The organism is Micromonospora sp. NPDC049139 (assembly GCF_055586845.1).
Genome location: NZ_JBVJHK010000005.1, coordinates 331,990 through 356,632 on the forward strand (window position 1 = coordinate 331,990; position 24,643 = coordinate 356,632).

Below are 24,643 nucleotides of genomic sequence, written 5' to 3' on the forward strand. Positions count from 1 at the left end.
AACGGCTGTTCACGAAGGGCATACAGTACTTCGACGGCTTCAGCGAAGCCAAGAGTCGGAATGCCCCTCTCTCGGGTGTGTATCTGCCGGCCCCGATAGATCTCCGCGAAGTGGCTCGCCGGCAGCGAACCATCGAATACGTCGATGGACGCACCACGCTCTACTGCCCCACGGCATGCCTCGAATGCCCCACCCCGATCGGTGAGCAGGGAGATCAATTGCGCGCGCTCCATCCCGAAACCGTACAGCCAAGCCGGCCGACTGAACCGTTGACGGGCCGACGCGAGACGACGGGACGAGCAGGTCAACGCAGGCACCGACCACGACCGACACCAGTCTTGATCTTTGTAGGGCAGGGGGCGGAAGCTGGGCACGCGCTCGCGGACCGCCTTCGGGCGGCTTACGGCCGTCCTCGGGCGCCCGCAGCGCGTCATCCGAGAGTCAGCGGATCGTCAGCGAACGCCGTACCGCGTGGTCCGACTCGATCATGCTCGACGGCACGACCGATGCGTCTGACCACGCGGTACGGCACTTGATCACGCTCGCCGCTACGTCAGGTCACTTTCCCCCCGACGGGGGTCGTCCCTTTCCGGAGTGGGCGCTCCACCGCAGCTCACAGGCCGTCTCTGTCCTCGCCGAGGCCGCGCTCGGAGGGCGAATCCTCGGCCGGAGGCAGCAGAGAGGCAGCAGAGCTGTCGAAGGCCGCCAAGATCCGGGCGGCGTAGTCCGTCCGGGTGTGCGTATAACGATTCAGCGTCGTGGACGCCTGCTTGTGGCCGATGACCCGCTGCACCAGGTTGATCGGGCCGGTGTTGACGACCTGGCCGAGCAGGCCGATGCACACCGGGATCTGGCAGGGGTGGCCCGCCGTGCTCGCGGCGGGGACCAGCGAGGGCAGCCAGACCCGGCGGCGGAAGATCGACCGGCGCAGGGGGCACCCGATCCGGTCACGGACGACGAGCGTGCGCGGGTCTAGGTCCCCGGCCTCGGTGCGCAGCTGGCGCAGCGCGGCCAACAGGAAACCCGGAAGCGGCACGGTCCGCACGCCAGCGCGACTCTTCGGGTACGGATGGAACAGGATGCCGCCGTGGGTCTCCGCGGTGATCTGGACCGCGCGCAGCAGAGCGCGATGGCGGGCCAGGCGGGCGGCCCGCTCCCCGGGCGGCGGGTCAACGGCAGGTAGTGAGGATGGCGAACTACCCCTGGGCATGCAGCCACTACATCGGGCTCGCTCCGCCCGGTCCGCCGGGCGAGGATGTGGAGGTTCGCGTGCCGTGTGCCGTACCAGGACGGTCAGGGTGATCGTTGGTGGCCACCCATGAACCGTTTTGCCGCGAGCTGCGGATAACAGGTGATGCTTCCCTGCTCCGCGAGAGGCCTTGCGTGAAAGAACTCAGACCAACGTCGGACGCCGATGTCGGTGCGGTGACGGACGCAGTGATCATCGAGCGCTCCGTGCGGGACCCGGAGACCTTCTCGACGATCTTCGACCGACACGCGCCGCACATCCACCGTTACCTGGCACGTCGCCTTGGTGTGCCGGCTGCGGACGATCTGGTTGCGGAGACGTTCCTCGCGGCGTTCCGCCGCCGGGACCGCTTCGACACCACCTATCCGAACGCGCGGCCGTGGCTGTACGGGATCGCCACCAAAATCGTTGGCCAGCACCGGCGAAATGAGGAGCGCGAGTACCGGCTGCGGCAGGCGTACGTCCCCGCGACGAGCGAGGCATCGCATGCCAACCGGGTCGCCACCGTGGTGACGGCGCAATCACTACGCCGGCCCCTCCTCGAGGCGCTGGCCAGGCTCTCCGACGGAGATCGCGACGTGTTGTTGCTGATCGCCTGGGAGGGACTCAGATACGACGAGGTCGCCGCCGCACTGTCGATTCCGGTCGGCACCGTGCGATCACGACTCAACCGAGCCCGCAAGCTGCTCCGTGAACGGTTGGGCGGCGCACCGGCCAGCACGATCGAGGAGGTACTGAGCAATGGATGAGATGCGACTGCTCCAGCAGCTCGGCGGTGAGACCGGGCTGCCGGCAGCCGAGCGGTTGGAGCCGGCCCGCAGCCGGCTGGAGGCCGCCATGGCGGCGACGGCTGCTGAGCCTTTGCCCGCGGTGTCCACCGTGCGCCCGACGCCTTCCCGCTGGAGGCGACCGGCCTGGCGGCTGGTGCTCAGCGGGGTGGCGGCGGCGGGTCTAGCGGGGGCGATCGCTTCCGTACTGGTGCTCGTACCGGACCAGCTCGGTGGCAGCACGCCACCCGCACGGGCCGATGCCACCCAGATTCTGCAGAACGCGGCGGCCGCCGCGCTGCGGGTGCGCGATGTCGATCCCCGGCCGAACCAGTTCGTCTACACACGCCTGCAGCAGGGGCGTGATCTGCGGGAGAGCTGGACGTCGGTGGACGGAACGCGGGACGGTCTGGTTATCGAGACCTCTGCCGCCAGCCGCACGGAGATAGTCGTTCCCGGCTGCCGGAATGGGCGGGCGGTGGTGCTGAAGGGGGGCCGGGTGGTTCCGGGCGAGACCGAGCGGTGCACCCCAGCACCCGCCTACCGCGCCGACCTGCCCACCGACGCCGCCGCGATGCGGGCCTTCCTGGCCGAGAATGCCAAGGGGGAACCGGGCGACGCCAATGCCGCCGGCAAGGAGATCCTCTACTACCTCACCGACAGCTACCTACGCCCCCGGACCCTGGCGGCGCTCTATGAGGCTGCGGCGACGATGCCGGACCTGCAAGCCGTGAAGCCCGTCAAGGACGCCGCGGGCCGGCCGGGCATCGGGATCACCTGGCCATCGACGCACGGCTCGGGCGAAATCGTGCTCGTCTTCCACCCCGAGACCTACACCTTCCTCGGCGTGGGCGGGCCGGCAGGCGGATCGGCGGTGTTGGCCCTCGCCATCGTTGACCGAGTCGGCCAGAGGACCTGACATCCGTCCCAGCGGCCAGCCGCCTCCCATGCATGAACTGTCCAGCCACTGGATCCGGATAACGGATGACGCTCTTCTGTGAGAGGCCTACCATGCGATTCCTGCGACGGCGGACGAAGAATGTCGGCGGCGGTGCATTGACAGATGCCGAAATAATCGCTTGGTCCGAGGAGGATCCCGAGATCTTCTCGACGATCATCGACCGGCACGCGCGGCGCATCCATCGTCACCTAGCGCGACGCTTCGGTGTGTCGGCCGCAGACGAACTTGTCGCGGAGACATTCGTCGCGGCGTTTCGTCTTCGGAATCGGTTCGACATCACCCAGTCCGACGCTCGACCCTGGCTTGACGGGCTCGCCACTGACCTGGCCAACCAGCACCGGGCGGCAAGGCAGACCTAAAACTCTGGGTAGTTGGCGGCCGGTGCGAGGTGGGCGGGGCTCACTCTGCTGGTTGCTCCGTGGTTGCTTGACGTCGAGGAACTGATGCTTGGCAATCACCGCGATGCACTACCGGGAGAAGGGGTGGTGGTCCCGGCCGTCAGGTACGTGGGTGGTGTGCAAGGGGCGTCGATCAGGACGGCGTGCAGACGACTGCGGTGCATACAGCGCAGGCTATCGATGCGTACGGCCCGTCGCCGTCGTCGCGGAGGGCTGCCGCGGGTGCGGGGGAAAGCCGAGCGTGGCTACCGCCTGCCGCGGCTCGCGTCGGTCGGCGGCGCGGGTCGGTCGGCGGCGCGGGTCGGTCGGCGGCGCGGGTCGGTCCGGGTGGTCGGCGTCGCCCGCCCGGTCGAGAAGCTCCACGAGGTCGTCGGTCACGGTGGCGGATCACGCGGCGGCGTACGACAGGGGCCGTGCCGTGGCCGACGGACATAGCAGATCGACTCGCGCAGTGGGCGTTGTCCACAGGCGCCGAAGTTGTCCACAGGCTGGTGCCGTGGGGCGGCGTCCGGCGGCGGATCGGGGGCAGGGTCTCGGGTCAGCAACCCCGGAGCCCGACCGCTGGAGGCCGCGATGCCACCCCGTACCTCCGTCCCGCCGCACCGGCGACTGCCGCTGCTCGTCACCTCGGACGGCGACCTGCTCGACGACCTGCTCCGGCTCGCCGCGGCGGGCGGCGTCGAGGTGGAACTCGCCGCCGACCCGGCGGCGGCCCGGACCCGCTGGCTGCCCGCCCCGCTCGTGCTGGTCGGCGCCGACCAGGCCCAGCCGTGCCTGCGGGCGCGGCTGCCGCAGCGGCCACGGATGGTGCTGGTCGGCCGGTCCGGGGAGCCCGATCCCGGCTTCCAGGTCGCCGAGCTGATCGGCGCCGAGCACGTGGCGGTCCTGCCGGCCGCCGAGCCGTGGCTGGTGGACCGGTTCGCCGAGTGCGGGCCGGAGGGCGCCGATCGGGGCGTAGCCCGGATCACCGCCGTGCTGGGCGGGCGTGGCGGCGCCGGGGCGAGCATCCTGGCCGGCGGGCTCGCGGTCACGGCCGCCCGTGCCCGGCTGCGCACCCTGCTCGTCGACGCCGACCCGCTCGGCGGTGGGCTCGACCTGGTGCTGGGTTGGGAGCAGTTGGAGGGGCTGCGCTGGCCGGCGCTGACCGACGCCGACGGCCGGGTGGACGCGCCGACGCTGGTACGGGCCCTGCCGAGCCGGGGCGACCTGGTGGTGCTCTCCTGGGACCGGGGCGACCTGCTCGCCCTGCCCGCCCAGGCGATGGCGGCCACGGTCGACGCCGCCCGGCGGGGCCGGGACTTCGTGGTGGTGGACCTGCCCCGGCAACTGGACGACGCTGCCGTCACCGCACTCCAGGCGGCCGACCAGGTGTTCGTCGTCGTACCGGCCGAACTGCGGGCCACCGCCGCGGCCGCCCGGGTGGTGGCGGCCGCCGCACCGCACTGCGCCGCGATGTCGGTGATCGTGCGCGGTCCGGCACCGGGCCGGCTCGGGGCCGCCGAGGTGGCCCGCGCGCTCGGGCTGCCGCTCGCCGGCACGCTGCGGCCGGAGCCGGCGTTGGCCCGTGGGCTGGAGCGGGGCGAGGCACCGGCCGCCCACGGCCGGGGGCCGCTGGCGGCCCTCTGCCAGCGCATCGTCGCCGACCTGACCGGTACACCCACGGCGGGTGCGGCATGACCGGACCGTCCGAGGGCGACACCCTCGCCTCCCGGGTGCGGCAGCGGATCGCGGCCACGGCGACCCCGGTCACCCCCGCCGCGATCGTGTCCGCCGTACGCGCGGAACCCACCGCCGCCGTGCTGGGCGACACCGCCCTGCTGCGGATGGCCGACCGGGTGCACGACGACCTGGTGGGCGCCGGTCCGCTCGCGCCGCTGCTGGCCGACCCGGAGGTCACCGACGTGCTGGTCAACGGCGTCCGGGTCTGGGTGGACCGGGGGCAGGGCCTGCACCAGGTCGCGGTGCCGATCGGCACGGTCGACGACGTTCGCCGGCTCGCCCAGCGGCTCACCGCCAGCGCCGGCCGGCGGCTCGACGACGGCTCGCCGTACGCGGACGCCCGACTCCCCGACGGCACCCGGCTGCACGCCGTGCTGCCGCCGGTGGCGACCGACGGTCCCTACCTGTCCCTGCGGACGTTCCGGCAGCGGCCGTTCACCCTCGACGAGCTGGTACGCCAGGGGACGGTGCCCCGGCCGATGGCGCCGGTGCTATCCGCCGTGGTGGCGGCCCGGCTGGCGTACCTGGTGACCGGCGGCACCGGCTCGGGCAAGACGACTCTGCTGAACACGCTGCTCGGGCTGGTGCCGTCGACCGAGCGGATCGTGCTGGTGGAGGACGCGGCCGAGCTGCACCCCCGGCACCCGCACGTGGTCGGGTTGCAGGCCAGGACTGCCAACGTGGAGGGCTCCGGCGCGGTCGGGCTGACCGACCTGGTCCGGCAGGCACTGCGGATGCGGCCCGACCGGCTGGTGGTCGGCGAGTGCCGGGGCGGGGAGGTGGTCGACCTGCTCGCCGCCCTGAACACCGGTCACGACGGCGGTGCCGGCACCCTGCACGCCAACGCCCCTTCCGACGTGCCGGCCCGGCTGGAGGCGCTCGGGATGCTCGGTGGGCTGCCCCGCCCCGCGCTCCACGCCCAGGTGGCCGCCGCGCTCCAGGTGCTGCTCCAGGTGCGCCGGGGCGAGCAGGGGCGGCTGCTGGAGTCGGTGTGCCTGCTCCTGCCCGAGGGCCCGGACCGCCTGGTCGCCGCGGTTCCCGCCTGGGTACGCGGGCGCGGCCTCGGTCCCGCCGCCCGCGCGCTCGGAGCGCTGCTGCGGGAGCGCGGCGTGCCGGTGCCGCCGGTCCTCAGCGAGCCGTGGCCCGGATCGGCGGGCCCGAAGTGAGCGCCCCGTACGCGCTGGTGGCGCTGCTGTCGATCGCGTCGGCGGTCGTCGTGGCCAACCTGGTGGGCGGCCTTCGGAGCAGGCGGCGCGCCCTCGCGAGCGAGGCACAAGGGAACGCGTCGACCGGGGCGGACGATCCGCTCGTCGACTGGGTCACCGAGCTGCGTCGGGCGTCGGAGCCGGACCTCCGCCCCGCCCCGCCGGACCGTCCCGCCGAGACGTTTCCCGGCCCGGCCGCTGCGGCGGTGCCGACCGGCCGGCAACCGGGTGAGATGTCCGAGGTGGCCGCGACGGCGCGCCTGCCGGCCGCCGCCCAGGCCGCCTCGGTCCGCCGGGTGCCTCCGAGCGGGCGCGGACCGGGCGGCGCGGCGCAGTGGCTGCCGCGGGACGTCGCGGACCGGACGTCCTGGCTGTGGCCCGCCGGTGGTCATCCCGGCCCGTCCCGACCGCCGGGACCCGTCCGACCACCCGTCCGGCGGGACGCGCGACGTCCCGTCGGCGCGCCGGCCCCGACCGCTGCACCCACCCGTCGACCCGACGTACGGGCAGCCCGTCCTGCCGGTGCGGGACGGCGAGACTGGTCGGGTGTGCTGACCACGTCACCGAGGCGCACCCTGCTGCTGGTGGGACTGGCCGGCGTCGCGGCCGGACTGCTGCTGGCCGGGCCGGTGGCGGCGGTGGCCGTCGGCGCCTACGGCACGCTGGCCGCCCGCGCGCTGCTCCGACGGCAGTCCGGCCAGCTGGCGGACCGGGCCCGGCGACGTCGGCTGGACGAACTCTGTGGGCTGGCCGCCGATCTGCGGGCTGGCCTGCCGGTGCCGGTCGCCGCCGAGCAACTCACCCTCGGACGGGTCGGAATCCCCGCCGGGATCGGACCGCAGGATGCGGCGCCGGGCGACGGGCGGGCCGCCAATGCCAGAGCGGACACGCTGCTCAAGCCGCTCCGGCGACCCGCCGGCAACGGCCCGGACCGGCTGGAGCGGCTGGCGCGGGCGGCCGTACGCCTCGCAGACCGGACGGGCGCGCCGCTGGCCGAGCTACTGGAGCGCATCGAGGCCGACGCCCGCTCCACCGACCGGGGACTGGCCGCCGCGGACGCCCAGGCGGCCGGGGCGCGCGCCACCGCGTTGCTGCTCGCCGCTCTGCCGCTCGGCGGCATCGGGCTCGGCTACGGCATCGGCGTCGACCCCGTGGCGGTGCTGCTGCACACCCCCGTCGGCGGTGCGTGCGCGGTCGCCGCCGTCGGTCTCCAGGTCGCGGGCCTGTTCTGGGCCGAGCGGCTCGGCGCGACACCGGGGCGGGCGAGCTGATGCTCCGGGCGGTGCTGGTCGCGGGCTGCCTGGCGGCGGTGGCGCTGCTCGCCGTCGCGTTCCTCGCCGGCCGGCGGCCGCTGCGCCGCCTGCACGCCCTGCGCGGGGCGCCGCCCGGCGTACGTCCGGCCGGCTCGGTTCACCGACCGGTGGTGCCCGGGACCGGTGACGAGGCGCCGGAGGGTGCGCGGTCCCGACGACGGCCGGATGCGATCCGGCTCTCCGCCGGGCTGGGTGGTCTGGCCGTGGCCGTCGTGGTCGGCGGCTGGCCCGGGTTGCTGACAGCCGTTCCTGCGGCGCTGCTGCTCGACCGGATGCTGCGCCGGATCGAGCCGTCGGCCGTACGCAGGCGGCGGCTGCGGGAGGCCGCCGACCTCCCGCTCGCCGCCGACCTTCTCGCGGCGGCGATGCGGGCGGGGGCACCGGTGGACAGGTCCGTCCTGGCCGTGGCGGACGCGCTCGACGGGCCCCTCGCCGACCGGCTCGCCCGGGTGGGCCGGTTGCTGCGGCTCGGCGGCGGCCCCGAGGAGGCGTGGGAGCCGCTCGCGTCGGTGCCGGGCGCCGAGCGGCTGACGGCTGCCGTCCTGCGCTCCTCTAACAGCGGCGGGGCGCTGGCCGGCGCGCTGACCCGGCTCGCCGACGACCTGCGCGCCGACCGGTCCACGGCTGCCGAGGCGGCCGCCCGCCGCGCCGGCGTCCTCATCGTGCTGCCGCTGGGGCTCTGCTTCCTGCCGGCCTTCATTCTCGCCGGCCTGGTGCCGGTGATCGTCGCCGTTCTCGGCGACGTGCTCTGACACACCCTCCAGAAAGGACGATCACGTGCGCAAACTTCTCGCCCGCTTGCGCGGGGACGCCGGGATGAACACAGCCGAGTACGCCGTCGGCACGCTCGCCGCCGTCGCCTTCGCCGGGATCCTGCTGAAGGTGCTGACCTCCGGCAACGTGCAGTCCGCGTTGACCGCCGTCATCGACCGGGCGCTCAAGTGAGCTGGCGCCGGTCGGCCGGCCGCGACCGGGGCTCCTTCACCGCCGAACTGGCGGCCGGCCTGCCGGCGCTCATGCTGCTCCTGCTCACCGGGCTGACCGCGGTGAACGCCGTCGGCACGAGGGCGGGCTGCCTGCACGCGGCCCGGGAGGCGGCGCTCGCCGCCTCCCGGGGCGAGGACGGGGCGTCCGCCGCCGGCCGGGCGGCCCCGGCGGGCGCCGAGGTAACGGTCACGGTCGAAGGCCAGCGGGTCACCGCCACCGTCCGAGGGCCCGTACGCGCACTCGGCACGCGGCTGCCCCGGATCACCGTGACCGCGACCGCGGTCGCGGCCGTGGAACCCGGCGTCCCGGCGGCCCGACCGTGACCGGCCCGTCAGTGCCTCGCCGCAGAGGAAACGGCGGGGAGCGTGGCGGAGCGACGGTCTGCCTGCTCGCGGTCGGGCTGGTGTTCGTCGTGGTCGGCCTGTTCGGGGCGGCCGTCGGGGCCGCCCAGACCGCCCGGCAGCAGGCCCGGGTCGCGGCGGACTTCGGCGCGCTCGCCGGTGCCGGGCAGGCCCTCCGTGGCGAAACGGCGGCGTGCGGTCGGGCAGCGGAGATCGCCGCCGCCAACGGCGGCTCACTGCTGGACTGCCGGCTCGACGGCCTCGACCTCCTGGTGACCGCGGAGGTGGCCGTCACCCCGCTGCCCGGCCTGGCGCGGGCCGCCACGGCGACCGCCCGCGCCGGACCGGTCCGGGCTGACCAGGAGGGGAGCTGACCAGGAGAGGGGTTGGTCAGACGCCAGGTCGCCCTGACCAGGTCGGCAAGGAGCCGGGCGGGGTGGCGGGAACGCCGCCTCGCGCCGCCGTGATTCGGCACCTCGCGCCGCCGTGATTCGGCACCTCAGGTCGCCGTGATTCGGCACCTCAGGTCGCCGTCGAGCGCCGCCAGGCGTAGCCCGGCACCGGCGGGTCAGCGTGCCTGGAGGGCGTCGAGGGCGACGGCCATCGCGATCACGAGTCGGCGGTCGATCTGCGGGTGCTGCACCTGGACGACGTACCGGTCGCGCAGGCCCCACTGCTTGATCACCGAGAAGACGGGCTGGCCGTCGGCGACGAAGTCGAAGTGGTACGGCAGCCAGGACAGTGAGTCGACGAAGCGCCGCAGCAGCGCCACCGGCATGCTGCGTTCCTGGCCGGTGATCTGCGGCAGGCCGGCCTGCTCCACGTGCCACGTGGACCGGAGCAGCGACTGGGCGAAGTCCTTGCGGAACTGGCCGATCGGGTTGCCGGCGTGGTCGGTCACGTCGTACGTGGCGCCGATGTCGAGGCGCTGGCGGGCCTTGAAGCCGAGCAGCGGCTGCTGCTTCGAGTCGTCGGTGTAGATCGTCACCTGCTCCTTGAAGGCGAGCCGCTTCTGCTGGGCGAACGCCAGCATCCCGCCTTCGGAGCCGTCCGGTGCGACGGCGTGGACCTCGTACTGGTTGACCATCATCCGGATCCGCTGCCGGATGTGGAACTGCTGCTGGGACTGCAAGGTGTCGGGCTGCATTGAATCTCCTTCGAGGGGTGGGCCGGAGTGTCGCACAGGCTCAACCGTCCCGCCGGCCCTCTGGTAGCGAGCGGCCCCGTCGTCACCCGCGCCTCCGCCACCCCGAACCCCTCGCCGGAGCCCGCCGCCCGAACTCGTCGCCCGAACTCGTCGCCAGAACCCACCTCCCGAGCCGCCGCGAGATCGCGCCGCGAGATTGTGCCGCGAGATTGTGCCGCCAGATTGTGCCGCCAGATCGCGCCGCGAGATCGCGCCGCCGGAATCCGCCCCGCGTGGGACGGCAGCGCGCACGGCGGCTGGTCAGTCCCGGACGGCAGCGTCACCCGGAGCAGCGGCGCGAGGATCCGGGGTGCCGCCGGCATCCCCGGACCGGCGGGGCGCCGGTACGCCGTCGGGCAGGTTGGCGAGCACCACGTCCAGCACCTTCACCGCGTCCGGCTTCGAGAGCGGGTTGTTGCCGTTGCCGCACTTCGGGGACTGCACGCAGGACGGGCAGCCCGCCTCGCAGCCGCACTCCGCGATCGCGTCCCGGGTGGCCCGCAGCCAGGCCGCGGCCGTGCCGTACGCGCGCTCGGCGAATCCCGCCCCGCCGGGGTGCCCGTCGTAGACGAAGACCGTCGGCGCCTCGGTGTCCGGGTGCACGGCGGTGGAGAGCCCGCCGATGTCCCAGCGGTCGCAGGTGGCGGTGAGCGGCAGCAGCCCGATCGCGGCGTGCTCGGCGGCGTGCAGTGCGCCCGGTACGTCGGCCGGCTCCACGCCGGCGGCCACCAGGGACTGCGGCGACAGGGTGAACCAGACCGCCACGGTGCGCAGCTCCCGGGCCGGTAGGTCCAGCGGGCGCGTGTCGATGACCTCGCCGGAGGCGATCCGTCGTCGCTGGTACGACACCACCTGGCTGGTCACGTCGACCTCGCCGAGGAAGAGGCCGACGGGCCCGGCGTCCACGTACGAGCGGACCGACACCACCGACAGCGACGTGACGTCCCGGGCATGGGTGGACCAGTCCGGCTCCTCGGGGTGCACCAGCGCGCACCCGTCGGCCAGGTCGAGCGAGTCGACCACGTACGAGACGCCCTGGTGCAGGTAGACCGCGCCGGGGTGGAGCAGGAAGTGCGACGAGCCGCCGTCGACGGTGCCGAGCAGCCGCCCGGTCGCCGCCTCCACCACGCAGACCGGCGCGCCGCCCTCGCCGCGCAGGTCCACCTCCGGCCGTTCCCGGTGCCGCCAGTACCAGCCGGTCGGCCGCTGTCGCAGCGCCCCCGCCGCCACGAGCTGGTCCACCGCCTCCTTGGCCCCGTCGCCGAAGAGTTCCAGGTCGGCAGGGGTCAGCGGCGCCTCGACGGCCGCGCGGGCGAGCTGCGGGGCCAGCACGTACGGGTTGGCGGGGTCGAGCACGGTCGCCTCCACCGGCCGCCCGAACAGCGCCTCCGGATGGTGCACCAGATAGGTGTCGAGCGGGTCGTCCCGGGCGACCAGCACGGCGAGCGCCTCCTGCCCGGAGCGCCCGGCCCGGCCGGCCTGCTGCCACAGCGAGGCCCGCGTGCCCGGGTAACCGCAGATCAGCACCGCGTCGAGCCCGATCAGGTCGACGCCCAGCTCCAGCGCGTTGGTCGAGGCCAGCCCGAGCAGGTCACCGTGCAGCAGCGCGCGTTCCAGCTCGCGTCGCTCCTCGCGCAGGTACCCGGCCCGGTAGGCGGCCACCCGGTCGCCGAGGCCGGGCACCGCCTCGTCGAGGGCGCGGCGGGTGTTCGCGGCGACCACCTCGGCGCCGCGCCGGGAGCGCACGAAGGCCAGTGTGCGTACCCCCTCGGCGACCGTGTCGGCGAGCAGGTCGGCCGTCTCCCGCAGCGCCGACCGGCGGACCTGGGTGAGGTCCGCCTGCTGGTCCGCGTGGGAGTCCGGCGGCAGCAGCGGCGGCTCCCAGAGCGCGAAGGTCACCCCGCCGCGCGGCGAGGTGTCCTCCGTGACGGCGGCGACGGGCAGCCCGGTGAGCCGCCCGGCCGCCGCCGCCGGGTCGCCGGAGGTCGCCGAGGCCAGCACGAAGACGGGCGCCTTGCGCGAGCCTGCGAGCGCGGGGGAGGTGGATCGGCCCGAAGCGCCGCTCAATCTCCGTAGCCGGCGCAGCACGTGCGCGACGTGCGAGCCGAAGACCCCCCGGTAGGTGTGGCACTCGTCGATCACCACGTACGCGAGCCGGCGCAGGAACCCGGACCACTGGGCGTGGCCGGGCAGGATGCCGTGGTGCAGCATGTCCGGGTTGGTCAGCACGAACCGCGAGTGCCGCCGGATCCACTCCCGCTCGGCGCGCGGGGTGTCGCCGTCGTAGCAGGCGGGGCGTACGCCCTCCAGCTCCAGCGCGGCGACGGAGCGCAACTGGTCGGCGGCGAGCGCCTTCGTCGGCGCCAGGTAGAGCACGGTGGCCCGGGGGTCGGCGAGCAGGGTGGCCAGCGCGGGGAGCTGGTAGGCCAGGGACTTGCCGGACGCGGTGCCGGTGGCGACCACCACGTGCTGGCCGTCGTACGCCAGGGTGGCGGCCTCGGCCTGATGCCGCCAGGGCGCGACCACGCCACGCCGGGCGAACGCCGCGCGCAACTCCTCCGGCGCCCAGCCCGGCCACGGGGCGGGCTCGCCGGCCCGGGCCGGGACCCGTTCGACGTGGGTGACCGGATCGACGCCGTTGCGGGCGCGCAGCCGGCCCAGCAGGTCAGCCGGCGATCGCCCGGGACCGGTGCCTGCGGATACGGTGGCTGCGGACGACGGCTTCAGGTCGTCGCGCGGCGTCAGACGTGCCGAGCCGGAGCTGTCGGACGACGGCTTCAGGTCGTCGCGCGGCGTCGGGGGCGTCGAGCCGGAGCTGTCGGACGACGGCTTCAGGTCGTCGCGCGGCGTCAGACGCGCCGAGCTGAAGCTGTCGGAGGTCACGTCCTGCACTCTCGCACTGGTGTTCGGAGATGAAAAGCGGGGTATGGGGATGCCTTCGCCGGTGAGCAGAGCCGTATCCGGCGGGGATGGTTAGATGCCCAGGAGAGTTTACGGCTCTTGCGAGGGAGGACCGATGGAGCTGTCGCTGGCGACCCGCACCGTGGGCGAGCACACAGTGCTTGAGGTCGGCGGTGAGGTGGACGTCTACACCGCCCCCCGGCTGCGGGAACGGCTCCTCGAACTGATCGACGGCGGGGCCCGCCACGTCGTGGTCGACCTCGGCCGGGTGGACTTCCTCGACTCCACCGGCCTGGGCGTGCTGGTGGGCGCGCTCAAGCGGCTGCGCTCGGCCGGCGGTTCGTTCGCGCTGGTCTGCGACAAGGAGCCGCTGCTCAAGATCTTCCGGATCACCGCGCTCGACCAGGTCTTCCCGTTGCATCCCACGGTCGACGCGGCGATCGGCGCGGGCCCGGCCGGCGCTGGCGCGTGATGGCCACGGTCCGGCTCTCCTTCTCGCCGGCCCCGGTGCACGTGCGCACCGCGCGCCTGGTCGGTGTGGCGGTCGCCCGGCGCGCCGGGGTCCGCGAGGACCTGCTCGACGAGGTGCGCCTCGCCATCGGCGAGGCGTGCACGCGTGCGGTCGCCCTGCACCGGCAGTACGGCGTGCCCGACCCGGTGCTCGTCGAGATGTCCGACAGCGGGGCGTACGCGGTGCGGGTCGTCGACCGCGCGCCGATCGAGGCCGGCCTCGGCCTGGCCGCGCTGGACGCCGACCAGCTCGCCAACGAATCGCTGAACGAGGACGACCTCACCACCGGCGTCGGCTTCGCGCTGCTCGCCGGCTTCGTCGAGGACCTGCAGGTCCGCCCGGTCGACGAGGGCATCGGCACCGAGGTGCGGATGGTCTGGCCCGTGGGCCGCCGAAGCTGATCCGCCCGGCCCCGGCGAGGGGTCGAGCCGCACCTCCACCGCCCTCCGGCAGAGGGTGTCGCACGCCGTCAGGCCGCGTCCCGGGAAGGGACGCGGCCTCCTTGTCATGGACGGACTCCTATATCAGATTTTTCCTCATAACACAGCGACGAAGATCATCGAGACAGGGTGCCCCCTCGGTGTGACCTCCGACACTGCGGAGGGCTACAGTACGCGGGTTGTCAGCAAGTGATCGCATCCCGCAACCAGCGGGAACGGTGTCATCGCTGATCCGCCGGGGTGGGTTGGCGCGCGCTTGCGAATCCGCATCCAGGCGCCGGGTCGGTGCGTCTCCACCGGCCGGCGCGAGCGTTCGGTACAGGAGGACACAGATGTCCGACACCTTGGCCGCCGAGGGCGGCGGGATCTCCCTCACCGGAAACAACGTCACGTACGTCGTCATCGCCGCGGTGATCGCGCTGGTGGCGCTCGCCTTCGCCGCCGCACTGACGAAGGCCGTACTGGCCGCCGGCAAGGGCACCACCAACATGCAGGAGATCTCCGGCGCGGTCCAGGAGGGCGCCTCGGCCTACCTGCTCCGGCAGTTCCGCACCCTGGCGATCTTCGTGGTCATCGCCGTGGTGCTGCTCTTCCTGCTGCCGGTGCACGACACCGACGGCAGCGAGACGGCGGTGAAGATCGGGCGCTCCGCCTTCTTCGTCGTCGGCGCGCTGTTCAGCGCGTTCATCGGCGGTGCCGGCATGTGGCTGGCCACCCGGGCCAACCTGCGCGTCGCCGCCGCCGCCCGGGAACGGCAGGGCGGCCGCGAGGGCGCCATGAAGATCGCCTTCCGCACCGGCGGCGTCGTCGGCTTCCTCACCGTCGGGCTCGGCCTCTTCGGTGCCGCGCTGGTCGTGCTCTTCTTCCGGGGCGACGCGCCGACGGTGCTGGAGGGCTTCGGCTTCGGCGCGGCGCTGCTCGCCATGTTCATGCGGGTCGGTGGCGGCATCTTCACCAAGGCCGCCGACGTGGGCGCCGACCTGGTCGGCAAGGTCGAGCAGGGCATCCCCGAGGACGACCCGCGCAACGCCGCCACCATCGCCGACAACGTGGGCGACAACGTCGGCGACTGCGCCGGCATGGCCGCCGACCTCTTCGAGTCGTACGCCGTGACCCTGGTCGCCGCGCTGATCCTCGGCCGCGCCGCCTTCGGCGAGCAGGGCCTGGTCTTCCCGCTGATCATCTCCACCATCGGCGTGCTCATCGCGATCGTCGGCGTCTTCATCACCCGGCTGCGCGCCTCGGACCGCAGCGGCCTGACCGCGATCAACCGGGCCTTCTACATCTCCGCGCTGCTGTCCGCGGTGCTGGTCGCGGTCGCCACGTACGCGTACCTGCCGGCCACCTTCGCCGAGCTGGAGGGCGGGCTCACCGACGTCGACGAGAACCCGCGGGTCGTCGCCATCGGCGCGGTCGTCATCGGCATCGTGCTGGCCGCCGCGATCCAGGCGCTGACCGGCTACTTCACCGAGACCGACCGGCGCCCGGTGCAGGACATCGGCAAGAGCTCCCAGACCGGCCCCGCCACCGTCATCCTCGCCGGCATCAGCGTCGGCCTGGAGTCGGCGGTCTACTCGGCGCTGCTGATCGGCGCCGGCGTGTTCGGCGCGTTCCTGCTCGGCGGCAGCTCCATCACGCTCTCGCTGTTCGCCGTGGCGCTGGCCGGCACCGGCCTGCTCACCACGGTCGGTGTGATCGTCGCGATGGACACGTTCGGCCCGATCTCCGACAACGCCCAGGGCGTGGCGGAGATGTCCGGCGACATCGACGAGCACGGCGCCCGGACGCTGACCGAGCTGGACGCGGTCGGCAACACCACCAAGGCGATCACCAAGGGCATCGCGATCGCCACGGCCGTGCTCGCCGCGACGGCGCTCTTCGGCTCCTACACCGACACGCTGCGCACCGCGTACTCCGACGCGGGGGTGGGCGACGTCGGCGCCGAGATCCTCAACTCGCTGAACGTGGCGAACCCGCGCAACCTGGTCGGCCTGATCATCGGCGCGGCGGTGGTCTTCCTCTTCTCCGGGCTGGCCATCAACGCGGTCTCCCGCTCGGCCGGCGCGGTCGTGATGGAGGTCCGCCGGCAGTTCCGCGAGCTGCCCGGGATCATGGACCGCACCCAGCGTCCCGAGTACGGCAAGGTCGTCGACATCTGCACGCGAGACGCGCAGCGGGAGCTGATGACCCCCGGCCTGCTCGCCATCCTCGCCCCGATCGCGGTCGGCTTCGGCCTCGGGCCGGGTGCGCTCGCGGCGTACCTGGCCGGGGCGATCGGGGCCGGCACGCTGATGGCGGTCTTCCTGGCCAACTCGGGCGGCGCCTGGGACAACGCGAAGAAGCTCGTCGAGGACGGCGCGTACGGCGGCAAGGGCTCCGAGTCGCACGCCGCGACCGTCATCGGCGACACCGTCGGCGACCCGTTCAAGGACACCGCCGGCCCGGCGATCAACCCGCTGATCAAGGTGATGAACCTGGTCTCGCTGCTGATCGCGCCGGCCGTGGTGGCCTGGAGCGTGGGCGACGAGAAGAACACCGCCCTGCGGGTCGGCATCGCCGTGGTGGCGACGCTGATCGTCGTCGCGGCGGTGGTGTTCAGCAAGCGCAAGGGCGTGGCGATGTCGGACTCCGGTGCCGGCACCGGCACGGGCAGCCCGGACCAGCGACCGGAGACGGTCAACGCCTGATCCGTCCGGCATCCGGTCCCCGGTCGGCCCGCGTGGCCGGCCGGGGACCGTCCGTGCCGCCGCGGTAAACCTGACCGGTGCCCCGGCTCGACACAGGCCGTACGCTGCTTCGCATGCGCACGTGCCGGGCGGCAACCGCCGGAAAGCTCACGGTGGTCCTGGCCACGCTCGTCCTCGTGGCCGCCGGCTGCGGTGGCGGCCCCAGCCCGCAGGCGTGGGCGGCGTCGGTCTGCTCGGCGCTCACCCCGTGGCGGGCCGAGATCAGCAAGCTGACCAGCAGCACCGACCAGCAGATGACCGCCCAGACCACCCCGGCGCAGGCGAAGGAGAACCTGGTGCGGCTCTTCGGTGGCGCGGAGCAGGCCAGCGAGACCGCCCGGCGCAAGGTCGAGCAGGCCGGCATCCCGGAGGCCGAGCACGGTGCGGAGGTCTCCGCCGGCTTCCGCGCGTCCCTGGAGAAGATGCGCGACGCGTACGGCCGGGCCCGCGACACCATCGACGGGCTGAGCACCGGCCAGCCCGCCGCCTTCTACGACGGCGTCCGGGCCGCCGTGGACACCCTGAACAAGGAGTACGACGCCAGCGCGCTCGACACCAGCCGGCTCAACTCGGAGGAGTTGAAACGGGCCTTCGACGAGGTGCCGGAGTGTCGCTGAGCGGGACCGGTGAGTCGGACGGCCTGACGCCGCCCGCGCTGTTCCCGGCACCCGAGCCGGACCGGGTGGCGCCGGCGCCCCGGCGGGTCGCCCCGCCCCCGCCGGGCGACGTCGACGACTCCGCCCGGCAACTGCCGTTCTTCGCCGCCGAGGCGGCGGACCCGTCCCTCGCCGACCTCGCCGGGCTGCTCGCCGGTCCGGGCGAGGTGGTCCGGATGGGCGGGACGGCCCGCCTCTCGGTGGTGGTGGACGCCGCCTGGCGCGTGCACGTGCTCGTTGCCGAGCTGGCGCTGCGCGGGGTGGCGGCCACCTGGGAGGCGACCGCCGACGGGCGGCACGCGGTGCGCACCTCGTACGCCCGCACCCTGAAGCCGCTCGCGGTGGCCTGGCTGCGCGGCTCCGGCAAGCGCCCGCCCGCCGGGTTCCACCTCAACGGTCGGCGGCTGCGGCTCTGGCTCGCCGCGGCGGGGGTGGCCGAGCCGCCCGGCTACCTGCTCCGGCTCGGCGTGGCCGACGAGGAGTGCTGGGAGCCGGTCGGCGGGGCGCTCGCCGCGGTCGGCCTGTCCGGGGCCCTCCTGGGGCCGGCCGACGGCGGCCCGGCGTACCGGATCACCGGCCGCCGCCGGCTCGCCCGCCTGGCCGAGCTGGTCGGGGACCCGCCGCCCGCCGCCCCGCCGGCGGCCTGGCCCGGCCACCCCTGACCCGGCCCGCCCCCGCCCCGCCGGTGTCCGATCCGGGACAGCCGGACGCGGAAATCCGCAGGAAAACGGCCGGGTGGCGCCTCGACCGACGGTTCGCCATCGTCACAGTGTCCCGCCTCCCGGCACACGCACGGTGTACGGTGGCGCCGTCCGGCACCGCCAGCACCGCCGGAGAGAAGGTGCCGCCCCGCCGGGGGCGGTTTGCCGCCCGCGAAACCCGAAACGCGGGCGGCGCGTTACGTTGGACGTCCGGGCCGCCGGGGGTCGGCGGGTCGGAAGTGGGCCCGAACCGGGCACCGCGCGGCTGCGAGCAGGAGTGAGGTCGGGGAGAAACGTGCCGAGCAACGCTGGAACCACCCGCCTGGTCATCGTCGAGTCACCGGCGAAGGCCAAGACGATCTCGGGCTACCTCGGCCCGGGATACGTCGTGGAGGCCAGCTTCGGCCACGTCCGGGACCTTCCACGCAACGCCGCCGACGTGCCGGCGAAGTACAAGGGCGAGCCGTGGGCGCGGCTCGGGGTGGACGTCGACAACGGCTTCCACGCCCTCTACGTGGTCTCCGCCGACCGCAAGCAGCAGATCAGCAAGCTGGTGAAGCTGGCCAAGGAGGTCGACGAGATCTTCCTGGCGACGGACGAGGACCGCGAGGGCGAGGCGATCGCCTGGCACCTGGTGGAGACCCTCAAGCCCAAGGTGCCGGTCAAGCGGATGGTCTTCCACGAGATCACCAAGCCGGCGATCCAGGCGGCGGTGGCCAACCCCCGCGAGATCGACCGGGACCTGGTCGACGCCCAGGAGGCCCGGCGCATCCTCGACCGGCTCTACGGCTACGAGGTCTCCCCGGTGCTGTGGAAGAAGGTCATGCCGAAGCTCTCGGCGGGCCGGGTGCAGTCCGTGGCGACCCGGATCGTGGTGGAGCGGGAACGGCAGCGGATGGCCTTCCGCACGGCGGAATACTGGGACATCCTGGCCACCCTCGCCGTGGCGAACGCCGGCGAGGGGCCGCGCAACTTCAACGCCACCCTGGTCGCGCTGAACGGCGACCGCATCGCCACCGGCAAGGACTTCGAGCCGACCACGGGTCGCGTGAAGCCCGGCGCCGGGGTGGTGCACCTGGACGAGGGCGGGGCCCGGGGGCTCGCGGCCCGCCTGGAGGGCCGGCCGTTCACCGTCACCCGCGTCGAGGAGAAGCCCTACCGGCGTCGCCCGTACGCGCCGTTCATCACCTCCACCCTCCAGCAGGAGGCGGCCCGCAAGCTGCGGTTCTCGTCGCAGCAGACGATGCGCACCGCGCAGCGCCTCTACGAGAACGGCTACATCACCTACATGCGTACCGACTCGGTGAACCTGTCGGAGACCGCCATCGCGGCGGCCCGCCGGCAGATCGTCGAGCTGTACGGCGAGCGCAGCGTGCCGCCGGAGCCGCGCCGCTACACCGGCAAGGTGAAGAACGCGCAGGAGGCGCACGAGGCGATCCGCCCGGCGGGGGACAACTTCCGCACCCCGGGCGACGTGGCCAAGGAGTTGTCGGCCGAGGAGTTCAAGCTCTACGAGTTGATCTGGCGGCGCACCATCGCCTCGCAGATGACCGACGCCGTCGGCTCCAGCGTCTCGGTGCGCATCCGCGCCGTCTCCTCGGCGCAGGAGGAGGCCGACTTCGGCGCCACCGGCAAGACCATCACGGACCCGGGCTTCCTGCGCGCGTACGTCGAGTCGAGCGACGACGAGAACGCCGAGGCCGAGGACGCCGAGCGCCGGCTGCCCACCCTCGTCAAGGACCAGCCGCTCACCGCCGACGAGCTGGCCGCGCAGGGCCACCACACCCAGCCACCGTCGCGCTACACCGAGGCGTCGCTGGTCAAGGCCCTCGAAGAGCTGGGCATCGGCCGTCCCTCGACGTACGCGTCGATCATGCAGACCATCCAGGACCGCGGGTACGTCTTCAAGCGCGGCCAGGCGATGATCCCGTCGTTCCTGGCGTTCGCCGTGATCGGCCTGCTGGAGCGGCACTACCCGCGCCTGGTCGACTACGACTTCACGGCCAGCATGGAGAACGAGCTGGACGAGATCGCCGGCGGCGACCACGCGGCGGTCGACTTCCTCACCGCGTTCTACTTCGGCAGCGCCAACGGCGCCGGCGACCGGGACATCGCCCGCTCCGGCGGCCTGAAGAAGCTGGTCACCGAGAACCTCAGCGAGATCGACGCGCGCAGCGTCAACTCGATCCCGCTGTTCACCGACGACGACGGCCGCGAGGTCGTCGTCCGGGTCGGCCGCTACGGCCCGTACCTCCAGCGGGCGGTGCCGGGCGAGCCGCCGGCGCCCGCCGCGGAGGGCGAGGAGGGCGGCGGCCAGGGCGACCGGGCGCCGATCCCCGAGGGGCTGGCGCCGGACGAGCTGACCCCGGAGAAGGTGCACGAGCTGTTCCTCGGGGGCGGGGGCGAGCGGAAGCTCGGCGACGACCCGGCCACCGGCGAGCCGATCCTGCTCAAGTCGGGTCGCTTCGGCCCGTACGTGGCCAGCGGCGAGCGCAAGTCGTCGCTGCTGCGCTCGCAGTCGCCGGACTCGCTCACCCTCGACGAGGCGCTGAAGCTGCTCAGCCTGCCCCGGCTGGTCGGCGTGGCCCCGGACGGCGTCGAGGTCTTCGCGAACAACGGCCGCTACGGCCCGTACGTCAAGCGCGGCGACGAGTTCCGCTCGCTGGACTCCGAGGACAGGATGTTCAGCGTCACGCTGGACGAGGCGCTGGCCCTGCTGGCCGCCCCGAAGACCCGCCAGCGTCGGGCTGCCGCGCCGCCCCTGCGGGAGATGGGCGTCGACCCGCTGACCGAGAAGCCGCTGGTCATCAAGGACGGTCGGTTCGGCCCGTACGTCACGGACGGGGAGACCAACGCGTCGCTGCGCCGGGGCCAGACCCCGGAGGCGCTGAGCATCGAGGAAGCCTCCGAGATGCTCGCCGAGAAGCGCGCGAAGGGCCCGGCGCCGAAGAAGAAGGCCGCCGCGAAGAAGGCGCCCGCCAAGAAGGCCGCGGCGACGAAGGCGACGGCGACGAAGAAGACGGCCGCGGCGACCAAGTCCACGGCCGCCAAGAGCACGACGACGGCCAAGGCCACCCCGGCGAAGAAGGCCCCGGCCAAGAAGGCGGCCCCCCGCAGGGCCACCACCACCGCCGACTGACCTGCCCCGTCGGGCCACTGACGTAAGGATCTTGGAAAGCGGCGGCCTCGCCAGGGGCCGCCGCTTTCCAAGATCTTGACGTTGTCCACAGGGGCAGCTGACACCGGTGCCGGACGGGCATGGTGGGGGCGTGAGTCCGCGTTCAAGAGCCTCGCTCGCGGCGTTGACCCGGCCGGTGCCGGGGAACGACGCCGACGACCTGACCTGCTTGCTCTTCCGGCAGGACGAGGTAGTCAGCCTCGACCAGGCGCTACGACACCTGTCCCGAAAGGCGCTCAGGCACCGGGTGGCGACCGGGCGGTGGCGACAGGTTCACCGCGCTGTCTTCGTCGCCCACAACGGGCCGATCGGCCCCGCACAGCTCCGGTGGATCGCAGTACTGGCCGCCGGGCCGGGCGCGCTGCTCGGGGGGCTGACCGCCGCCCAGGCGGGAGGGCTGCACGGCTTTCCCGGCCGGCCCATCCATCTCCTGCTACCGGCCGCCCGACGGCGGGACCCTCCGCAGGGTGTAACGGTGCACCGGACGACCCATCTGCCTGAGCGGGACGTGCTTGCGGTCGGGCAGCCGCGTCGGACCATGCCGGCCCGTTCGATCGTGGACGCGGCGCAGTGGGCGGGCACCGACGCGGAGGCCCGGGCGATTGTCGCGGCAGGCTTCCAGCAGAGGATCGTGCGCGACGAGGACCTGCGCGAGGTCCTCGACCGGATGCCCCGACTGCGTCGCCGGAAGCTGATCCTGGGCGTCGCCACCGACGCGGCCGGCGGTGCGCATTCCCTGGCCGAGCTGGACTTCCTCGGCCTGGTGCGCCGTGCACGGCTGCCCGAACCGATCCGGCAGATGATCCGGCGTGACGCCAGCGGGCGGCGCCGCTACCTCGACGCGTACTTCGAGGAGTGGAGGGTCCACGTCGAGATCGACGGTGGTCAGCATATCGACCCGCGTGCCGCCTGGGCTGACATGCGTCGACAGAACGACCTGTGGGCCGAGGGAGACCGCGTCCTCCGCTTCCCGTCCTGGGCCCTTCGTGCCCACCCCGCCGAGGTCATCGCCCAACTCCGCGCAGCACTCCGCAGGGCGGGCTGGCCGGGATGAAGAACGCTCCTTGAGATCTTGGAAGTCGTCGGCCCCTGGAGGGGCCATCGCCTTCCAAGATCCTCCCCGCAGCCGCTCAACTCAGCTCAGCCGAGGATTCGGGTGAGGTGTGGGTTGGTGAAGAGACGGTCGGGGTCCAGGCGGTCGCGTACTGCCAGGAAGTCCGGGAAGCGGGGGTACGCGGGGGCCAGCGACCCGGCGTCCCGCCAGTGCAGCTTGCCCCAGTGCGGGCGACCGCCCAACCCCTCCGCGACCTGCTCGAACGCGCGGAAGTACGGCTCGTACGGCATGCCGACGTACTGGTGGATCGCCACGTACGCCGACTCGCGCCCGTACCCGTGGGAGAGCCAGATGTCGTCGGCGGCGGTGAACCGCACCTCCACCGGGAAGAGCACCTTGAAGGGCAGGCCGTCCACGATCCGCCGGAGCGCGCCGAGCACCTCGCCGAGCGCCTCGCGCGGCAGCCCGTACTCCATCTCCACGAAGCGGACCCGGCGCGGGGTGCAGAACACCCTGTCGGAGCGGCCCGTGTAGTGGCGTTCGGTGAGCGCCCGCGCGGAGATCGCGCTGATCTTCGGCGCGAGCGCCGGCACGGCGCGGCCGAGCCGGCAGGCGCCCTCGAAGACGGTGTTGGAGAGGAAGTCGTCGTCCAGCCACCCGCGCCACCGGGGCAGCGGCCGGTCGTCGACGGGCACCCGGTCGTTGGTCTTGACCTGCACCCGGTCGGTGTACGGGAACCAGTAGAACTCCGCGTGGTCGTGCCCCTCGACCAGCGTCGGCAGGTCGGCCAGCACGGCGTCCAGCGGCGCCGGCCGCTCGTGCGCGTGCAGCACGAAGGCGTCCACGCAGCGCAGGGTGACCTCGACCAGCACGCCGAGGGCGCCCAGGGAGACGCGGGCGGCGGCGAAGACGTCGGGGTTCTCGTCGGCGGAGCAGCGCAGCACCTCGCCGGTGCCGGTGACGAGGGTGAGCGCCTCGACGAACGTCGACAGGCAGCCGTACGCGGCACCGGTGCCGTGGGTGCCGGTGGAGATCGCTCCGGCGATGGTCTGCGCGTCGATGTCGCCAAGGTTGGGCAGCGCGAGACCGTGCGCGGCGAGCAGGTCGTTGAGCGCGCACAGGGTGATCCCGGCCGGTACGGTGACCAGTCGACGGTCGACGTCGACGCGTACGCCGGTGTCCAGTGCGGTCAGTTCCATCCGCCGTCCGTCGGCGACCGCGACGCCGGTGAAGGAGTGGCCGCTGCCGACCACCCGGATCCGGTCTCCGGCCGTCGCGGCGGCGCGGATGGCATCGGTGACGTCGGAGAGAGAGGTGGGGCGCAGGATGGCGGTGGCGGTGGCGCGCTGGTTGCCGGCCCAGTTGGACCAGGCGGCGGTGGACGCTGCGGTGCCGACCATGCACACTCCTCGACATGAATGTGAACTGACTTCATATCAGGAACGTTGTCGCAGGTAAATACCGCAATCGAGTCTTGCTCGTTGTACCGGTAGTCACGAACTCGTGACGTGCAGATATGTTCATCCGTCGAAGGGGGGTGGCGCCGAGTGTCCACACCAGCCGCCACAGCCGGGCCGCTGCGCCGCGTACCGGTGCAGGGTCGAAGTGTCGCTCGGGTCCAGCGGATGCTGGACGCCTGCGCCGAACTCGTCGACGAGGTGGGGTACGAGGGGCTCACCACGACCCTGCTCGCCGAGCGTGCCGAGGTGGCGATCGGGTCGGTGTACCAGTTCTTTCCGGACAAGCGGGCGATCGTGCAGGCGCTCACCCTGCGCACGATGGAGTCCTACCTCCAGCGGCTCGACGAGCGTTTCGCCTCCGACGACCTGACCCACTGGTGGGACGGGGTCGACGCGGGGATCGACGAGTACATCACGATGCACCGCACCGTCCCGGGATTCCGTACCCTGCACTTCGGCGACGTGGTCGACCTGCACCTGCTCGATGAGCAGCGGGACAACAACGGGGTGATCGCGGACCAGCTGGCCCGCGTGCTCGGCGAGCGCTTCGGCCTGACCGACGTCCCCGACCTCCGGTTCCACCTGGAGGTCGCCGTGGAGACGGCCGACGCGCTGATCAAGCTGGCGTTCCGTCGGCAGCCGGAGGGTGACGAGCGGGTGCTGGCCGAGGCGAAGGCGCTGATCCGGGATTACCTGCACCGGCAGGTCGACGCCCCGGCCGACGCCGGTCAGCCCGGCTGACCCGGATCGCCGGCCGGGCTGACCCCGGACCGCCGGCCCGGGTGCGTGGGTGGCGGTTCCGGACGCGAAGGCCCGGGGTGCGCCGGGCGAGAAGCGGGGCGCGGGACGACACGGTGCGTAGGACGTACCCGGGGTGCGCCGGGCGACAG

At 73.3% G+C, this 24,643-nt stretch carries 22 protein-coding genes; 18 read left to right on the forward strand and 4 right to left on the reverse strand.

Annotated features, from left to right (window positions below; genetic code table 11):
- Positions 1-613 precede the first annotated feature (613 nt).
- Positions 614-1,210, reverse strand: coding sequence for a hypothetical protein (locus tag ACZ6Q9_RS12755; RefSeq protein ID WP_396828512.1), 597 nt, complete (start codon positions 1,208-1,210; stop codon positions 614-616).
- 173 nt (positions 1,211-1,383) lie between these two features.
- Between ACZ6Q9_RS12755 and ACZ6Q9_RS12760 the strand changes: the two genes are divergently transcribed.
- The 10 genes from ACZ6Q9_RS12760 to ACZ6Q9_RS12805 all read left to right on the forward strand — a co-directional run bounded on the left by ACZ6Q9_RS12760 (position 1,384) and on the right by ACZ6Q9_RS12805 (position 9,314).
- Positions 1,384-1,998, forward strand: a complete 615-nt coding sequence (locus tag ACZ6Q9_RS12760; RefSeq protein ID WP_393453697.1) for an RNA polymerase sigma factor — start codon at positions 1,384-1,386, stop codon at positions 1,996-1,998.
- A complete protein-coding gene (locus ACZ6Q9_RS12765) occupies positions 1,991-2,935 on the forward strand; it encodes a CU044_5270 family protein (RefSeq protein ID WP_393453395.1) in 945 nt (314 codons plus the stop codon). Before ACZ6Q9_RS12760 ends, ACZ6Q9_RS12765 begins: the two co-directional genes overlap by 8 nt.
- 92 nt (positions 2,936-3,027) lie before the next feature.
- Positions 3,028-3,336 carry an RNA polymerase sigma factor gene (locus tag ACZ6Q9_RS12770; protein ID WP_393453392.1) on the forward strand — a complete coding sequence of 103 codons (309 nt, stop codon included), beginning with the start codon at positions 3,028-3,030 and terminating at the stop codon, positions 3,334-3,336.
- 612 nt (positions 3,337-3,948) lie between these two features.
- Positions 3,949-5,052, forward strand: coding sequence for a septum site-determining protein Ssd (gene ssd / locus ACZ6Q9_RS12775; RefSeq protein ID WP_393453389.1), 1,104 nt, complete (start codon positions 3,949-3,951; stop codon positions 5,050-5,052).
- Positions 5,049-6,260, forward strand: coding sequence for a TadA family conjugal transfer-associated ATPase (locus ACZ6Q9_RS12780; RefSeq protein WP_393257550.1), 1,212 nt, complete (start codon positions 5,049-5,051; stop codon positions 6,258-6,260). Before ssd ends, ACZ6Q9_RS12780 begins: the two co-directional genes overlap by 4 nt.
- Entirely contained in the window at positions 6,257-7,570 is a 1,314-nt protein-coding gene (locus ACZ6Q9_RS12785; RefSeq protein WP_396828509.1) for a hypothetical protein, read from the forward strand. The genes ACZ6Q9_RS12780 and ACZ6Q9_RS12785 overlap by 4 nt, the downstream gene beginning before the upstream one ends.
- Positions 7,570-8,364, forward strand: coding sequence for a type II secretion system F family protein (locus tag ACZ6Q9_RS12790; RefSeq protein ID WP_393257554.1), 795 nt, complete (start codon positions 7,570-7,572; stop codon positions 8,362-8,364). Before ACZ6Q9_RS12785 ends, ACZ6Q9_RS12790 begins: the two co-directional genes overlap by 1 nt.
- A gap of 64 nt (positions 8,365-8,428) precedes the next feature.
- Positions 8,429-8,557, forward strand: a complete 129-nt coding sequence (locus ACZ6Q9_RS12795) for a DUF4244 domain-containing protein (protein WP_208418639.1) — start codon at positions 8,429-8,431, stop codon at positions 8,555-8,557.
- A complete protein-coding gene (locus ACZ6Q9_RS12800) occupies positions 8,554-8,922 on the forward strand; it encodes a TadE family type IV pilus minor pilin (protein WP_393257556.1) in 369 nt (122 codons plus the stop codon). The genes ACZ6Q9_RS12795 and ACZ6Q9_RS12800 overlap by 4 nt, the downstream gene beginning before the upstream one ends.
- Complete coding sequence (locus ACZ6Q9_RS12805; protein WP_393257559.1) at positions 8,919-9,314, forward strand: Rv3654c family TadE-like protein; 396 nt, start codon at positions 8,919-8,921, stop codon at positions 9,312-9,314. The genes ACZ6Q9_RS12800 and ACZ6Q9_RS12805 overlap by 4 nt, the downstream gene beginning before the upstream one ends.
- Positions 9,315-9,508: 194 nt before the next feature.
- Here the strand turns inward: ACZ6Q9_RS12805 and ACZ6Q9_RS12810 are convergent, their stop codons facing one another.
- Together ACZ6Q9_RS12810 and ACZ6Q9_RS12815 are read right to left on the reverse strand one after the other, a co-directional pair.
- Positions 9,509-10,087 carry an LURP-one-related family protein gene (locus ACZ6Q9_RS12810; protein WP_393257561.1) on the reverse strand — a complete coding sequence of 193 codons (579 nt, stop codon included), beginning with the start codon at positions 10,085-10,087 and terminating at the stop codon, positions 9,509-9,511.
- Between the two features lie 300 nt (positions 10,088-10,387).
- A complete protein-coding gene (locus ACZ6Q9_RS12815) occupies positions 10,388-12,871 on the reverse strand; it encodes a DEAD/DEAH box helicase (protein ID WP_396828815.1) in 2,484 nt (827 codons plus the stop codon).
- Between the two features lie 271 nt (positions 12,872-13,142).
- Between ACZ6Q9_RS12815 and ACZ6Q9_RS12820 the strand changes: the two genes are divergently transcribed.
- The 7 genes from ACZ6Q9_RS12820 to ACZ6Q9_RS12850 all read left to right on the forward strand — a co-directional run bounded on the left by ACZ6Q9_RS12820 (position 13,143) and on the right by ACZ6Q9_RS12850 (position 22,293).
- On the forward strand, positions 13,143-13,499 hold the full coding sequence (locus tag ACZ6Q9_RS12820) for an STAS domain-containing protein (RefSeq protein ID WP_091099109.1): 357 nt from the start codon (positions 13,143-13,145) through the stop codon (positions 13,497-13,499).
- Positions 13,499-13,939: an ATP-binding protein gene (locus ACZ6Q9_RS12825; RefSeq protein WP_393257563.1), complete on the forward strand. Its 441-nt coding sequence runs from the start codon at positions 13,499-13,501 to the stop codon at positions 13,937-13,939. Before ACZ6Q9_RS12820 ends, ACZ6Q9_RS12825 begins: the two co-directional genes overlap by 1 nt.
- 371 nt (positions 13,940-14,310) lie before the next feature.
- Positions 14,311-16,665, forward strand: a complete 2,355-nt coding sequence (locus tag ACZ6Q9_RS12830; RefSeq protein WP_393257566.1) for a sodium-translocating pyrophosphatase — start codon at positions 14,311-14,313, stop codon at positions 16,663-16,665.
- 113 nt (positions 16,666-16,778) lie between these two features.
- Positions 16,779-17,321 carry a hypothetical protein gene (locus tag ACZ6Q9_RS12835; protein WP_393257568.1) on the forward strand — a complete coding sequence of 181 codons (543 nt, stop codon included), beginning with the start codon at positions 16,779-16,781 and terminating at the stop codon, positions 17,319-17,321.
- On the forward strand, positions 17,318-18,022 hold the full coding sequence (locus ACZ6Q9_RS12840) for a hypothetical protein (protein WP_393453691.1): 705 nt from the start codon (positions 17,318-17,320) through the stop codon (positions 18,020-18,022). The genes ACZ6Q9_RS12835 and ACZ6Q9_RS12840 overlap by 4 nt, the downstream gene beginning before the upstream one ends.
- Before the next feature lie 334 nt (positions 18,023-18,356).
- Complete coding sequence (gene topA, locus ACZ6Q9_RS12845; protein ID WP_396828504.1) at positions 18,357-21,200, forward strand: type I DNA topoisomerase; 2,844 nt, start codon at positions 18,357-18,359, stop codon at positions 21,198-21,200.
- Positions 21,201-21,330: 130 nt separating this feature from the next.
- On the forward strand, positions 21,331-22,293 hold the full coding sequence (locus ACZ6Q9_RS12850; RefSeq protein ID WP_393453380.1) for a DUF559 domain-containing protein: 963 nt from the start codon (positions 21,331-21,333) through the stop codon (positions 22,291-22,293).
- 86 nt (positions 22,294-22,379) lie between these two features.
- Here ACZ6Q9_RS12850 and ACZ6Q9_RS12855 read toward each other — a convergent pair whose 3' ends face one another.
- Complete coding sequence (locus ACZ6Q9_RS12855; protein WP_396828502.1) at positions 22,380-23,693, reverse strand: D-arabinono-1,4-lactone oxidase; 1,314 nt, start codon at positions 23,691-23,693, stop codon at positions 22,380-22,382.
- Positions 23,694-23,918: 225 nt separating this feature from the next.
- On the opposite strand from ACZ6Q9_RS12855, the gene ACZ6Q9_RS12860 reads away from it, so the two are divergent.
- On the forward strand, positions 23,919-24,494 hold the full coding sequence (locus tag ACZ6Q9_RS12860) for a TetR/AcrR family transcriptional regulator (RefSeq protein WP_393259168.1): 576 nt from the start codon (positions 23,919-23,921) through the stop codon (positions 24,492-24,494).
- The last annotated feature ends 149 nt before the right edge of the window (positions 24,495-24,643 follow it).

What these genes read in the sequence shown, in the direction of transcription:
- ACZ6Q9_RS12755 (WP_396828512.1), bottom strand. Translation starts at nt 1,210, where the DNA reads ATGCCCAGGGGTAGTTCGCCATCCTCACTACCTGCCGTTGACCCGCCG.
- ACZ6Q9_RS12765 (WP_393453395.1), top strand. Translation starts at nt 1,991, where the DNA reads ATGGATGAGATGCGACTGCTCCAGCAGCTCGGCGGTGAGACCGGGCTG.
- ACZ6Q9_RS12770 (WP_393453392.1), top strand. Translation starts at nt 3,028, where the DNA reads ATGCGATTCCTGCGACGGCGGACGAAGAATGTCGGCGGCGGTGCATTG.
- ssd (WP_393453389.1), top strand. Translation starts at nt 3,949, where the DNA reads ATGCCACCCCGTACCTCCGTCCCGCCGCACCGGCGACTGCCGCTGCTC.
- ACZ6Q9_RS12780 (WP_393257550.1), top strand. Translation starts at nt 5,049, where the DNA reads ATGACCGGACCGTCCGAGGGCGACACCCTCGCCTCCCGGGTGCGGCAG.
- ACZ6Q9_RS12790 (WP_393257554.1), top strand. Translation starts at nt 7,570, where the DNA reads ATGCTCCGGGCGGTGCTGGTCGCGGGCTGCCTGGCGGCGGTGGCGCTG.
- ACZ6Q9_RS12795 (WP_208418639.1), top strand. Translation starts at nt 8,429, where the DNA reads ATGAACACAGCCGAGTACGCCGTCGGCACGCTCGCCGCCGTCGCCTTC.
- ACZ6Q9_RS12810 (WP_393257561.1), bottom strand. Translation starts at nt 10,087, where the DNA reads ATGCAGCCCGACACCTTGCAGTCCCAGCAGCAGTTCCACATCCGGCAG.
- ACZ6Q9_RS12820 (WP_091099109.1), top strand. Translation starts at nt 13,143, where the DNA reads ATGGAGCTGTCGCTGGCGACCCGCACCGTGGGCGAGCACACAGTGCTT.
- ACZ6Q9_RS12825 (WP_393257563.1), top strand. Translation starts at nt 13,499, where the DNA reads ATGGCCACGGTCCGGCTCTCCTTCTCGCCGGCCCCGGTGCACGTGCGC.
- ACZ6Q9_RS12830 (WP_393257566.1), top strand. Translation starts at nt 14,311, where the DNA reads ATGTCCGACACCTTGGCCGCCGAGGGCGGCGGGATCTCCCTCACCGGA.
- ACZ6Q9_RS12835 (WP_393257568.1), top strand. Translation starts at nt 16,779, where the DNA reads ATGCGCACGTGCCGGGCGGCAACCGCCGGAAAGCTCACGGTGGTCCTG.
- ACZ6Q9_RS12855 (WP_396828502.1), bottom strand. Translation starts at nt 23,693, where the DNA reads ATGGTCGGCACCGCAGCGTCCACCGCCGCCTGGTCCAACTGGGCCGGC.
- ACZ6Q9_RS12860 (WP_393259168.1), top strand. Translation starts at nt 23,919, where the DNA reads ATGCTGGACGCCTGCGCCGAACTCGTCGACGAGGTGGGGTACGAGGGG.